The organism is Carboxylicivirga taeanensis (genome assembly GCF_051851475.1).
GTDB lineage: Bacteria > Bacteroidota > Bacteroidia > Bacteroidales > Marinilabiliaceae > Carboxylicivirga > Carboxylicivirga taeanensis.
Genome location: NZ_JBPUSJ010000009.1, coordinates 42,050 through 55,319, shown reverse-complemented (window position 1 = coordinate 55,319; position 13,270 = coordinate 42,050). Strand labels below are relative to the sequence as shown.

At 42.7% G+C, this 13,270-nt stretch carries 9 protein-coding genes; 4 read left to right on the top strand and 5 right to left on the bottom strand.

Features of this window, described 5'->3' with window-relative positions; genetic code table 11:
• The first annotated feature begins 63 nt into the window (after positions 1-63).
• On the top strand, positions 64-1,767 hold the full coding sequence (locus tag ACSX1H_RS13515) for an alpha-L-fucosidase (protein ID WP_439184674.1): 1,704 nt from the start codon (positions 64-66) through the stop codon (positions 1,765-1,767).
• Positions 1,768-1,957: 190 nt separating this feature from the next.
• On the opposite strand, the gene ACSX1H_RS13510 is transcribed toward ACSX1H_RS13515, so the two are convergent.
• Complete coding sequence (locus ACSX1H_RS13510; protein WP_439184673.1) at positions 1,958-3,181, bottom strand: hypothetical protein; 1,224 nt, start codon at positions 3,179-3,181, stop codon at positions 1,958-1,960.
• 174 nt (positions 3,182-3,355) lie between these two features.
• Here ACSX1H_RS13510 and serB point away from each other — a divergent pair, with 174 nt between their 5' ends.
• Positions 3,356-4,579: a phosphoserine phosphatase SerB gene (gene serB, locus ACSX1H_RS13505; protein WP_439184672.1), complete on the top strand. Its 1,224-nt coding sequence runs from the start codon at positions 3,356-3,358 to the stop codon at positions 4,577-4,579.
• 103 nt (positions 4,580-4,682) lie between these two features.
• Positions 4,683-5,489: a tRNA threonylcarbamoyladenosine dehydratase gene (locus ACSX1H_RS13500; RefSeq protein WP_439184670.1), complete on the top strand. Its 807-nt coding sequence runs from the start codon at positions 4,683-4,685 to the stop codon at positions 5,487-5,489.
• A gap of 49 nt (positions 5,490-5,538) precedes the next feature.
• Here ACSX1H_RS13500 and ACSX1H_RS13495 read toward each other — a convergent pair whose 3' ends face one another.
• The gene (locus ACSX1H_RS13495; RefSeq protein WP_439184668.1) at positions 5,539-8,466 is read right to left on the bottom strand and encodes a M16 family metallopeptidase; all 2,928 of its coding nucleotides are present in this window, start codon (positions 8,464-8,466) and stop codon (positions 5,539-5,541) included.
• Positions 8,467-8,996: 530 nt separating this feature from the next.
• Here ACSX1H_RS13495 and ACSX1H_RS13490 point away from each other — a divergent pair.
• Positions 8,997-10,706 carry a glycoside hydrolase family 9 protein gene (locus tag ACSX1H_RS13490; RefSeq protein WP_439184666.1) on the top strand — a complete coding sequence of 570 codons (1,710 nt, stop codon included), beginning with the start codon at positions 8,997-8,999 and terminating at the stop codon, positions 10,704-10,706.
• A 181-nt stretch (positions 10,707-10,887) separates the two neighbouring features.
• Here ACSX1H_RS13490 and ACSX1H_RS13485 read toward each other — a convergent pair whose 3' ends face one another.
• The 3 genes from ACSX1H_RS13485 to ACSX1H_RS13475 are packed head-to-tail and all read right to left on the bottom strand — an operon-like array spanning position 10,888 to position 13,125.
• Positions 10,888-11,652, bottom strand: a complete 765-nt coding sequence (locus ACSX1H_RS13485; protein ID WP_439184664.1) for a TIGR00266 family protein — start codon at positions 11,650-11,652, stop codon at positions 10,888-10,890.
• Positions 11,653-11,675: 23 nt separating this feature from the next.
• A complete protein-coding gene (locus tag ACSX1H_RS13480; protein ID WP_439184662.1) occupies positions 11,676-12,452 on the bottom strand; it encodes a patatin-like phospholipase family protein in 777 nt (258 codons plus the stop codon).
• Between the two features lies 1 nt (position 12,453).
• Positions 12,454-13,125 carry a hypothetical protein gene (locus tag ACSX1H_RS13475; protein WP_439184660.1) on the bottom strand — a complete coding sequence of 224 codons (672 nt, stop codon included), beginning with the start codon at positions 13,123-13,125 and terminating at the stop codon, positions 12,454-12,456.
• Positions 13,126-13,270 lie beyond the last annotated feature (145 nt).

The window sequence follows — 13,270 nt, the reverse complement described above, 5'->3', positions numbered from 1 at the left end:
CAGAGTAGGATGAGTTAATATTTTTAGGAGTTTCATATAGCCATTAAAATAAATTATAATCATATGAAAAAGTACTTATTAGTTGTTTTATCTCTTCTGCTGGCCACAGGTATTAGTGCGCAGAGCTCAGGCAACGAAAGCGATAAAGCGAAAGCAAAGCGAATGGAGTGGTTTAAAGATGCTAAGTTGGGCATTTTTGTCCATTATGGAATCTATGCCGTTAACGGAATTGATGAATCCTGGTCGTTTTTTAACGGCTATATCAATTACAAAGATTACATGAAGCAGTTGAATGGTTTTACTGCTGCTAACTATCAGCCAGACCAATGGGCAAAACTTTTTAAGGAGAGCGGGGCTAAATATGCTGTTCTAACCACTAAACATCACGATGGTGTGGCACTGTGGGATTCAGAAACAGACCATTACAATACCGTGGATGACACACCTGCCGGCCGTGATATTGTGGCTCCTTTCGTCGACGCCTTGAGAGAGGAAAACCTGAAAGTGGGATTGTACTATTCGCTGATTGACTGGTCATACCCAGACTACCCGGCTCATTTGCGTAATGAAAATCGTTACGAGAACGATGAGCAGCGTTGGAACCGTTTCACCGACTTCTATTTTGCTCAAATGAATGAACTGTCTTCTCGTTTTAATCCTGACTTATACTGGTTTGATGGTGATTGGGAGCATACTGCTGAGGAGTGGAAATCAAAGCAGCTGCGTGAGCTAATGCTGAAATACAATAAAAACATCATTCTCAACAGTCGACTGCAAGGCTACGGCGATTATGACACACCTGAGCAAGGGGTGCCAATCAACAAGCCAAACAATCCTTATTGGGAGTTGTGTATGACAATGAACGATTCTTGGGGCTATCAGCACAACGATCATAACTATAAAACACCATATCAGTTAATTCGTATTTTTGTGGATTGCATCAGCATGGGAGGTAACTTACTGCTCGATGTTGGTCCTCATGCCGATGGAACTATTCCAGAGCCGCAGGTGAATATCCTTAAGGAATTTGGACGCTGGACCTCTAAACACGATGAGGCCATTTATGGTACAGTGGCCGGTATTGATGGTAAGCACTACAACGGACCAACTGCCTTATCAAAAGATCGCAAAACATTATTCCTGTACCTCGACAGACAGCCTAACCAGCCAGTGTTGGTAAATGGTTTGGATGGTGAGGTTAAAAATGTGCGCGTAGTAGGGACAGATAAGTCATTGGCGCATACTTTCGATAATAACCTGCTATCTATTGAAATGGATAGTGAGCTTTGTGACCCGACTGTAACAGTGATTGCTGTTGATTTGAAAAAAACTATCAAGCTGACAGAGCCTTCAAAAGAACTGAACGAGTTTGAGCTGGCTTCGGTTAAAAAGGATGCCGATTGGGCTGAAAAGCACAAGGTGGCCCTGGCGGATATGACATCACCTATTCCTGCCGGACACTATAATGGTCCGACGGCATTATCAAAAGATAAGAATATTTTATACCTGATGGTAGATGGTAAGAATAACGGACCACTTGTCGTTCGAGGCTTAAAAAATAAAATTAACCGTATTTGGGTCGTTGGAAATGGTACAAAATTAAGCCACAAGATTATCGGTAAGCAGTATTGGAGTGCGGTTCCGGGTATTGCTTATATCGATCTGCCAGAAAAGGTGTTAGATAATAAGATGACGGTTATTGCTGTGCTCCTCGATGGTGAGATTGACCTTTATCGCGGTAAAGGGCATGTGATTGAGAGTAACTAGTTTGATTTTGTATTATTATAGTACTTGTAAGCGTTTTTTTATGAATTAAGTTTCATGTAACAAGCGCCTAGGTTTACGTCAGGTGCGCAAAAAGCTCAAAGGTTTATGTTTTGAGCTCTTTGCGCCTTGGCGTTTTTTTTGCTTAATGTCCTTTAGAAGGAAAAGAGTGCTCGGGGCTTCTTTTTCAGCGCTACTTTCGATTTTCACCAAAGGGTTGGGTGGCCTCAGAATTGCGCACCAGAACAGCTGCCTGAAAACAATCTGTTGTAACATACCCGGAGTCCTCCGCTACGAATACTAACTTGTCTGATTGCCTGAACGGGGAATCAGGCTGATTCAAATTGTAATAGGTAAGCGAATGGGCGTCACTAGCTTCCATGAAATCACTAATCCCATCTTTGGCCTGAAAAAAGTGACTGTCATTGGTAATTCTTAAGGAATGGTATAATTTCTTTTTTGACCGGAATACTTTGAACACACCCGGAATAAATTGCTCCGGCACCATCCGTTTTCCGTTAACATAAAACAAAGCAATACTATATATTGCTTTATCAGCGTTAGATAACCTGGACGCATACCAATCAACGAAGGCCTCTTTAACTCGGTATCCATGGTTGCGACCAAACACCCCAAACATTTTCTCATGTTCCAAATGATATTGGGCCATCAGCTTGCCGTAATTTTCAAACATCAGGCTATCGCGTGTCTGGTCCCAATTTTTAGCACCAATGCAAGTAATTAGGTTAATCATGTTCTGCAGACAGTAATCGTGCAAAAAACGATCCTCTTCCGAAAAATTACTTGTGTTTGTGGAAGAAAGAATTTCACGGGCGTAATCCGTGCCCTCTGCACTCAGATAATGTTTATGTTCAGGCAAAGGAGGGAAATCTATGGGTAACTGATACTTACTACGGATGCTGGTTATTAGCTTAAGGTTGTCCACAGCCGATTGTGCCACGTCCACGCCAAAAAATCGGAGTTTCTTGGTATAGGTTTGATTCAGTGAATACAGATCCAGGTAATACTGATAGCGTTCCTGACACCAGGAAAATGTTTCTTTGCAATCGTTCAAATAGCGTTGGAGTAAAAGCGTATCACCGGTTTCCATAAATTCGTTCAGGAGTCGTGCTTCAACGATGTCGGCCTCTGCCATAATGTAGGTGAAGTCAGTTTTGTTTTTTAATTCTTTCAGAAGTTTTAGAGCAACCACATAGTTGTCTTTATAACCATGGCTTTCATTGATAAAAAAATACTGATGATTTTGGACAATACTGTCAGTCAGCAGTTGCTCAGCCGTTCGAATATCTTGTTTAACTCTAGAGAGGTAGTGGGTGTAAATAGTATCCTGGTTCTTTTTTGCAAGAGTTGGTAAACTTATAAGCATTGCTAGGGTGTATGCTGCTATTATTTTCATAATAAAAATGTTAGGTTATTGCTGTTAAAATAATAGTAATTTGTGGTACTTGCAAAGATTGATCCTCATACTTACTGTCTGTTTTTTGAGGGGAATTTAAAAATAGCAATTATTGAGTGTTAATATGTGATGAATTATTATTTTTGTACCACAATTAACTACAATTTAATACTCATGAGTAAGGGCAAAGAAATTATATTGCTGAATATTTCGGGTGAGGATAAACCCGGTTTGACGGCCACGCTAACGGGAATTCTATCGCATTATGGAGTGAATATTTTGGATATTGGTCAGGCTGTGATTCATGAGGATCTGGGCTTGGGTATACTCTTTGAGGTCCCAGAGTCGGCTGAGTCGGCCCCGGTATTAAAAGAATTGTTGTTCAAATCCTATGAGCTGGGACTGAATCTGAAATTTACCCCCATTACCGAAGCTAAATATAAGGAGTGGGTTGGCCATCAAGGTAAGGAGCGTTATATCATCACCCTACTGTCGCGTAAGTTAAGTGCCGAACAGTTATCACAAGTAACAGGCATCATTTCTAATCAGGGCCTGAATATCGACTATATTTCGCGTCTTAGCGGCCGTGTATTGCTCGATGATCATGAGGGGAATGATAAGTCTGTTGTTGAGTTCTCGGTGCGTGGCACCCCCAAAAACGCTGCTGGTATGAAGCAGGAGTTCATTGATATTTCAAAAAAAGCGGAAATTGATATTGCGTTTCAGGCCGATAATATTTTCAGACGCAACCGCCGGCTGGTATGTTTTGACATGGATTCGACCCTGATACAAACGGAGGTAATTGATGAGCTGGCTGTTCGTGCCGGTATTGGCGATAAAGTAAAAGCCATCACCGAAGCGGCTATGCGCGGGGAAATTGATTTTGACCAAAGTTTTAGACAGCGTGTGGCTTTACTAAAGGGGTTGGATGAAAGTGTAATGAAGGACATTGCTAAAAATTTACCCATTACAGAAGGGGCGGAGCGCCTGTTTAAAACCCTTAAAAAGTACGGTTATAAAACGGCTATTCTCTCCGGTGGATTTACCTATTTTGGTAATTACCTGAAGCGAAAACTGGATATAGACTATGTATTTGCCAATGAACTCGAAATTGAAAATGGCCAGTTAACGGGCCGACATCTTGGCGAAATTGTAAATGGTGAGAAAAAAGCCGAGTTACTAAAATTGTTGGCCTTTAAAGAGGATATTCATTTGGAACAGGTCATTGCTGTTGGTGATGGTTCCAATGATTTGCCCATGCTGAAACTGGCCGGTTTAGGCATTGCTTTTCATGCCAAGCCTAAAGTTCGTGCTTCGGCCAAACATCATATCTCCACCATTGGTCTGGATGCCATTCTTTACTTATTAGGCTTTCGTGATCGGGAAATAAATATCTAAGCCAGTGTTTACTCCTTGACTACTTGTGAGTTAATGTTCTTTGAATCGCTGCAGGAAAATGAAGAAATTTATTATTTTTGCCGCCCAATGATTTGAGTACGATATGGGGAAAGGAATTTTTCATCGCTCGGAGCTGTTAATGGGCAAGGAGGTGATGCAGGCGTTAGCCAGTAAAAAAGCTATTTTATTTGGTATTGGTGGAGTAGGCAGCTGGTGTGCCGAAAGTTTGATAAGAACCGGTATTACCAAGTTGACGATTGTGGATAGCGATCGGGTATGTGTTACCAATGTCAATAGGCAACTAATGGCAACATCCAAAACGGTTGGACAGGTAAAAACCGAAGCGCTCAAAGAGCGTTTGCTCGAAATAAATCCTAAGGCTGAGATTACTGCTCTTCAAAAAATATACAGTAAAGAAACATCCGAGGAGTTCAATCTGGATGAGTATGATGTTATTATTGATGCCATTGACAGCTTAGGAAGCAAGGTACATTTAATTCGCCGTGCGACGGAAACAAAGGCACTTTTTGTTTCTTCGATGGGAGCCGCATTGAAGGTCGATCCAACCAAAGTTCGTGTGGATTCATTCTGGAATGTCAAGGGATGTCCGCTGGCGCGAAAAATTAGAAAGATGGTAAGAAAGGTAGGAGAGCCTTCGCGCGATTTTTTATGCGTTTACAGTGATGAGTTGCTTGAAAATGCGGGTGCGGATGCCACTTGTGGAACAGAAAAATGTTTGTGTCCCAAAGCCGAAAGTGGTCCCGGCGATCCAGACTTGGTTAACCATGAGTGGTGTAGCCTAAAAGCCGCTATTAATGGCAGTTTGGCTCATATAACGGGCATTTTTGGTATGACTTTGGCCGGACTGGTGGTTCAGCAAATACGTGAAGATGTGATAAATAAATCTTAAATAAAAAATCCCGGCTTTTAGCCGGGATTTCTCATGTATGGCAGTTCGCCTAGTAACCAAAAATATCTTCTAAAGCCAGCTCATTGACTTTACCTAATTGCGATAATGCTTTTTTGTCCAGGTCAGATTTGCGACCAAGAACCATATAGGTGTAGTTTTTACCTTTGATGTGTTCATTAAAGAAGGTTTCAAACTCATCCAATGAAATGGTGCGTGCTTTGTCATAAACATCCTCACGGATATCGTAATCAATTCCCCGGTCAGCATTTGTTAAATACTCCCAAAATAGGTCTTTGTTGGTAATCCGCTCGGTATTTATTTGTTTAACAATGCCTTCGCAAGCCTGATTGAATTGCCTTTCGGCACGTGGCATTTCGTTCATCAACTCGGTCAATGTCGATGTAGCAATGCCTAGTTTATCAGCTTGTGTGCCTAGTCGGCCATAAATGAAATTCTCCTTGTCTTTTTTACGGGCTGTTACATAACCAGCGCCGGCAGAATAGGCCAATGCCTTTGATTCCCTAATTTCCTGGAAAACAACGGATGATAAGCCAGATCCAAAATAGTTGTTAAATACCTCAGCATAAGGCAGCAATTCAGGGTCAAAAGAAGTGTCTTTTACTAAAAGTAATATGTTGGCCTGATTAATATCGTAATCAACTACATATACCTGCGAACTTTCGTTTTCACGCATTGTATAATCCACTGCTACAGGAATCGTAGCCAGCTGTTCAGGCGTTTTGTGGTGCTCAGCTAGTAGTGCTGTAACTGTTTCAGATGAAGAAGGACCATAGTAATAGACTTTATGTTCATAGTAGGTCATTTCATTCAACTGACGAGTTAATTCTGCCGGATCAATCGCTTTTAGTTCCTCAGCAGTCAGCAGGTTCTTGCCTGGAGATTGCTCACCGTAAATACCAAAGTCCACCATTGCTCCGAATATGCTGCCTTGACTTTTCTTGGCATCGGTGCGTTTCTTAATAATGCCTTTAACAAACTCATCGTAAGATTCCTGTTCAGCTTTTGCGTTGTGGATAAGGTGCTCCAATAGCTCGATGCCTTTTTCCAGCTGCTCGTCGAGGCCCGCAATGCTTACATAGCAGCGGTCGTCACCGGCATTTACCGAAAGATTCAAGCCGTAGCGGAACAGCTCTTTACGCAGCTCCTCGGGTGAGTATTTATCGGTGCCTATAAGCGGTAAATAATCTACGGCGAGTGGGAATCTTAAGTTGTTATTCTTGCCTAAATCAATAACATAGTTTAATCGGAACAAGCCGTTGGTCTCATTTTTAGAATGGAAAAAGTCCAGCCCAGGTTTAAGTTCTTCTTTGTGCAGTTTGGTATTAAAATCCACAAACACCGGCTCTATATCACCTACCTCTGTGGCTAAAAATGATTGGGCATAGTCTGATTGCAGCTCTCTGTTAACCGGGATGGCTGTTATTTCTGGTTTTTCTACTTTTACCAAAGCACTGTTATCACCGGTACGTTTATATACAACCACATAGTTGTCGGCGTACTTCTCTTGTGCAAAAGTCATTACCTCTTCTTTGGTAATCTGTTTCATTTTATCCAAACTGGCTAGTACATCTGCATGGGATTGTCCGGATGTAAACTCATTCATGAGCGAATAAGCCGAGTAGAAAGGATACTCGAGTGCGTTCATAAAGTCAAGGCGTGCTTTGTTAACGATGGCTTCGATGATCCAGTCCTCAAACTCACCGTTTTTAACTTTCTCCAATTGCGCCAGTAATAAGTCGCGTACTTCCTCCAGTGTTTGTCCTTCGCGAGGCTTACCGCTGAAAATATGGATGCCATAGTCGCGCATAAACCAGGCGCCTGAGGAGGCACTCAGTACTTTTTGTTTTTGTACCAGGTCAAGGTCAATTAAACCGGCTTGTCCGTTCGACAGGATGGAGCTGATTAGATCAACCATTAACTCATCGTCGCTGCCTATCCCGTTAAAGCGGAAAGCCATCTCCATGCTTTCGGCATCAGGGCCAATCACTTCTTTCACAACAGGTGCCGTAATAGGTTCTTCTTTCGGCAGTTGTGGTTCGGTAAATTCCTTCTTTTTCATCTGGCCAAAATGCTTGTCAATCAGCTGAATGGTTGGCTCAAATTCCAAATCTCCTGCCAAAGCAATGGCCATGTTATTAGGGATGTAAAACTTATCCTTGAACTTGTAGATCTCTTCCATGGAAGGATTTTTTAGGTGTTCTGGATAACCAATGACACTGCGTTTATACGGATGATTGGTAAATAGCCCCTCCATCATAGTTTGGAAAGCTCGACGACCATCCATGTCCTGGTACATATTAAACTCCTCATAAACCGTTTCTAACTCGGTGTGGAATAATCGTAGTACAAGGCTGGTGAAGCGCTCGTGTTCTAAACTGGCCCAGCGTTCCAGTTCGTTTTTTGGAACTTCGCACATGTACACGGTCGATTCATAAGAGGTACCGGCATTAACACGAGAGGCTCCCATGGCAGTATTTAATTTATCAAATTCGTTGGTAGCCACATAGGTAGCTGCCAGCTGCGACAGGCTGTCAATTTGAGCATAAATTGCTTTTTTTGCATCAACATCATCGTTTGAACGGTGTTGCTCAAACAGCTCTGAGATCTGTTCCAATAGGGCACTTTCTTTTTCCCAATCAGTAGTGCCTACCTTATTGGTGCCTTTAAACATCATGTGCTCCATGTAATGAGCCAATCCTGTTGCATTAGGGTCTTCAAACGTAGAGCCGGCTTTTACTCCGATAAGAGCGGCCACTCGTGGCTCATCCAGGTTACGTGTCAGATACACTTTTAAGCCGTTTTCAAGGGTGTAAATGCGGGCATTGTAGGGGTCATTCGTCACCGATTCGTATTGGTAGCCATTAGAATCGGTATGTGTTTGGGTTTGATAGGTTGGTTGCTGGCACGAAAACAGTGCCAAAAAGCCTGCTAGGGTCAGGCATGATAATAGTTTCATTAGTTTAGTTTTAGTAATTAGAATATATGAAGATAGTTAATTGTAGTTAATATAAAATATTTATTAAATTATTATTTAAGTAGGGGCATCAATTATTTTACCTTTTTACTGAATCGCATCTCTCTAGATATGGGGTGATTGTTGGGATGGCGCTGACTGGCGTTTATTTTGGAGAGCTATTTATTTAGTTAAATATAGGAGTGTAAAAAACTTGCGATTGATTTTTTCTGACGAGCCTCTTAACCGGCTTTTATAGCTTGGTTGGATGACTGCTTTTTCAAGCCTGTTGTCTCCTTACGAAAACAGGATAAGAATAATGTTGTACCTTTTATTGGACACATAGCCGGGTCATCTTTGATTGATATCTGTTATCTGTTTCCATTCGCCATGCGAAAATGTAAATGGTTCCTCTGAAAATAACGCTTGCACTTTGTGTTGCCAAGTCATGAGGCAAGCGAAAAATGGTTTCCTAATCTTTGAATCAATCACGAATTATCTAATTTAGAAGCGTAAACCTTAAAATTATTACTATGAGAAAATTAAACGCAAGTGTTTGGGGACTGTTGCTGCTTTTGTTGCACATACCCATGATGGCACAGCAAAATATCTATGTCAATCAGGTGGGCTATGCAAGTACTGCTCCTAAACGGGTATTGGTGGATTATCCGGCAGAGCGCTTTGAACTTATTAATGTGAATGAGGGCAGGGTGGTGTTCGAAGGAGAATTTCAGTTACGTAAGCAGCTGGATGAATGTAGCGGCATGACGCTTTATGAGGGCGATTTTAGTGAGGTGCAAACCTCAGGGAGGTACCTCATCCGTATTCAATCCTCACTGAATTCAGGCATTACATCTTATACTTTCTCCATTGGCGATGCCGCGTATTCCGATGTGTTGCAAATGGCAGACAAAGCCTTATTCCTGCAACGCTGCGGCCTGAAGATAGAAGAACAGCATGCCGGACCGTTTGCCCGCCAAGTCTGTCACCTGGCACCGTCTTATTACCATCCTAACTGCCAACTTACAGGCGAAAAGGACATGACCGGAGGCTGGCACGATGCCGGCGACTATGGAAAGTACGTAGCGCCTGGTAGTATGACCATTGCCATCCTTTATGCCAGCTATGAGCTGAATCCATCTAAATGGCAATCGGATGCCCGGAATATTCCGGAGAGCGGAAACGGCATTCCTGATCTGTTCGACGAGGTGCGCTATGAATTGGAATGGCTGTTTAAAATGCAACGGCATGATGGAGCCGTTCATGAAAAATTACATACCAAAAACTACGTTCAGTTCATTATGCCATCGGCAGGAGAAGTGCCTCAGTTTATTTATGAAGTATCCTCCACGGCTACAGCTGACTTTGCGGCTATCATGGCTAAATCGGCGAGAATGTACAAAGCAATTGATGCGGAATTGTCGGATCGGTGCTTGCGTGCGGCTACCCTGTCTTATAAATACCTGGACCAGCACCCTGATATTTTTCCGGAAGGGGGCTTTAAGAATCCGCCAGATACTAAGGCAGGAGGGTATTCGGACGATTATGACAAGGAGGAGCGCATTTGGGCGGCGGCCGAAATGTACCTGACTACAGGGAAAAAGAAATATCTGCACGATTTTAATGAGTTAAATCGCATTTTTAAGAGTGAGTTTATGGAGGTGAACTGGAACAATCCAGCCACTTTTGGTTTCTACTCCCTTTTGCTGGCTGATAAGGAGGAATTGGACGGACTGCAGGCTGATTTACGCGAGGGCCTGGCCAATTATTGCGACAGGCATAAGCAGGTAGCGGCGGCTGATGGTTTTGGTATCGCCATGAGGGCTGATGATTATACGTGGGGCTCCAATGGAACCGTGATGTATAAGGCAATGAATTTGGTTATGGGCGATTACCTGTTGGGCGACAGACAGAGTAGAGAGCTTGCTGCCCGCCACCTGGATTATATTCTCGGACTTAACCCCAACAAAAAGTGTTACGTAACCGGCGTAGGCACCAACCGTATTTTGCATTTACACCATGCGCCAACGGTGTCGGATTTTAACGCAGAGCCCATACCCGGCATCATGACTGGTGGCCCCAATAAGTATAGAAACGATGAAGCGTTGCAGGCAGTTTTTGATGCTAATACCCCGCCGGCACGTATTTATCTGGATAATGAAGAGAGCTATTCGTCTAACGAAAATACCATCTATACCAATGCGGCTTTTCAGTTTGTGGCTACCTATTTTAACAAGCCATAACTTAAGAATGGATCGGTTAAAGCATTGATGGATAGTTTGATATCACTAATCTTACAACAAGGACGCAAGGGGCTGAAGAATAGATTCACCGTTGCGTCCTTGGCATGTTTTTTAGCTGTGTGTCCTTTCCGAGAATTAAAATTATTCGCGAAGAACCACTTCTTTTAAGCCTTTGCAGCAATTACTCAAAAAGATCATTCAATAAACCTCCGCTTTCCTTCCCGGTGTTTTTACCCATGGGGGAAATGGCACTGATCAGTTTGCTGATTGGCATGGATTGCAGCCATACTTTACCGGTTCCACGCAGGGTGGATAGAAACAGGCCTTCACCACCAAAAACCATTGATTTTAATCCGCCAGCACGTTCTATGCTAAAGTCGATGCCTTCGGTAAAGCCCACTACGCATCCTGTATCGACCCGCAACGATTCGCCCCTTAGTTCTTTTTCAACCAGGGTGCCACCTGCATGAATAAATGCTTTGCCATCCCCTTCGAGGCGTTGCAGAATAAACCCTTCACCACCAAAGAAACCGGCTCCCAGGCGCTTATTAAAATGCATGGAGAGCTTGGTGCCCAGTGCGGCGCATAAAAAGGCATCTTTCTGTACAATCACTCGTCTACCCAATTGGCTCAAATCCAGAGGAACAATGGTGCCTGGGTAAGGTGCCGAAAAGGCCACTCTTTTTTTTCCGAGCCCCCGATGGGTGAAATGCGTGATAAATAGGGATTCGCCGGTAATAATGCGGGATGCTCCGGCCGCCAGTTTACCTAAGAAGCCCTGAGAAGGGTTAGAGCCATCGCCCATTTTTGTTTCAAACTGAATCCCGTCTTCCATATAGAGCATGGCACCGGCTTCGGCAATAACGGTCTCATGAGGGTCCAGTTCAACTTCAACAAACTGAACATCATGCCCCTTAATTTCGTAATCTATTTCATGTGAATTCATGGTGTCGTTGTATTTGAGTTATTTTATTTAATTGCGGGTAATAATTTGTTTTCGATGTGCTTTTTGGTGGCTGTGTAACCTAACTCAACAATTTCTTCAAACTTGCTGAAGTCCCACATCGAGTACTCATTCAATTTTTTTATCTCAATATAAAAATCACAATGCAGTTTACTTAACCGTTGGTTTTGAATGATAGACAGTCTGAAAACTCGCTCCGCAATATCCCTTGTTGATTTAAATTGTTCAATCTTTTGGTCGGCTAAAACGCTGGAGCCAATTACAGTATCGCACTCAAACATAAGAGGCTCTGCCGGCAGGTTCATAAACAGTCCGCCGTCTACATAGGTATGGCTGTCAATCACCGTAGGTGTAAATGCGACCGGAACACTGCAGCTGGCAATCACCCAGTCAAATAGTCTGGAATCGTCACTAACCACCTTTACCTTTCCGGTGTTTAAATTGCTGGCCGTAATGCAAAATGGCTTTTTTAGTTTTGAAAATTCTTCGTGCCCGATGTAGGCTTTTAACCGTTCTTTAATTCCTTTTAAGGACACCAGGCCTCCTTTTAACAGATCGATATTGAACCAGCTCCATACCTTTTCCTTTTTAAGCATATTGTGAATTTCAATACCGCTGAATCCGGCACACGATAGCACGCCAATTATCGCGCCCATGCTGGTGCCGGCTACCGTGTGTATCTCAATATTGTATTCTTCCAGTGCTTTAATAACGCCGATATGAGCAAAGCCTTTTGCCCCGCCACCGCCAAGGGCTAAGCCTGTTTTCCCGAGTCGTTTCATGCTAAATCACTTCTGAAAGTATATTTTTAAAAGCTTCAATATCATCAATGATATATTCTTCTTCTGTTTTTTTCCAGTCAACAGTGAGACGTACTGAGTTAGTCGTTAGAAGTTGATTTACTTCCTCGTTCGTTAATACAATGCTCGCCTTATAGTAGGATACGTTCCATTTCTCAATGAATTTTTCCTCAATGCCCTGGGAAAAAACACTTTTTATCACCGAGCCATCTGCCAGAACTAAACTAATCTGCCGCTCTGCTGCTGTATAGCCAAAATACCGGTTGGCATCACCAACAGGCATCATAAATTCAAAGTTAACCGAAACTTCTCCCTTGTTATTGCTGGCCGATATGGCACAACGCACTCTTCCTTTTTCTTCGCCAAAAAAGCGAGACAGCCTTTTACTTACTGCATTAAATAAATCAGTTTTTTCAGAAGTTACTTCGCGGGTTTTGTCAACTGTAAGCGCCGAAGCAGTTACAGCCGGACGAACAGCCACGGTAGCTTTATAATCAGAAGATGAGGTGTCTGCCGGCAGGTCTTTCTCGTACTTCCAGGTTCCATTTTCAAATAATACCACTGTTTCTCCGTGTTGCGTTATGGCTTTAATGGTTTGAGCACTGGTGGTCAGTGTGGTTAAAAATAAAATCAATAGAATGGATAGTTGCTTCATTTGTGTCGATTTTTAATCCTTAAAGATAGAAATACTGCGGAATAAAATAGGGCAAGGTGCTGCTATTGTTTTTGCAAACGTTTGCTATTCGGGCACATTCAGCTTCTTGTATTTTTATCAGATTTGTTTATCGGAGTTCTCCCAT

Coding starts and splice junctions, on each gene's coding strand:
- ACSX1H_RS13515 (WP_439184674.1), top strand. CDS start 64: ATGAAAAAGTACTTATTAGTTGTTTTATCTCTTCTGCTGGCCACAGGT.
- ACSX1H_RS13510 (WP_439184673.1), bottom strand. CDS start 3,181: ATGAAAATAATAGCAGCATACACCCTAGCAATGCTTATAAGTTTACCA.
- serB (WP_439184672.1), top strand. CDS start 3,356: ATGAGTAAGGGCAAAGAAATTATATTGCTGAATATTTCGGGTGAGGAT.
- ACSX1H_RS13500 (WP_439184670.1), top strand. CDS start 4,683: ATGGGGAAAGGAATTTTTCATCGCTCGGAGCTGTTAATGGGCAAGGAG.
- ACSX1H_RS13495 (WP_439184668.1), bottom strand. CDS start 8,466: ATGAAACTATTATCATGCCTGACCCTAGCAGGCTTTTTGGCACTGTTT.
- ACSX1H_RS13490 (WP_439184666.1), top strand. CDS start 8,997: ATGAGAAAATTAAACGCAAGTGTTTGGGGACTGTTGCTGCTTTTGTTG.
- ACSX1H_RS13485 (WP_439184664.1), bottom strand. CDS start 11,652: ATGAATTCACATGAAATAGATTACGAAATTAAGGGGCATGATGTTCAG.
- ACSX1H_RS13480 (WP_439184662.1), bottom strand. CDS start 12,452: ATGAAACGACTCGGGAAAACAGGCTTAGCCCTTGGCGGTGGCGGGGCA.
- ACSX1H_RS13475 (WP_439184660.1), bottom strand. CDS start 13,125: ATGAAGCAACTATCCATTCTATTGATTTTATTTTTAACCACACTGACC.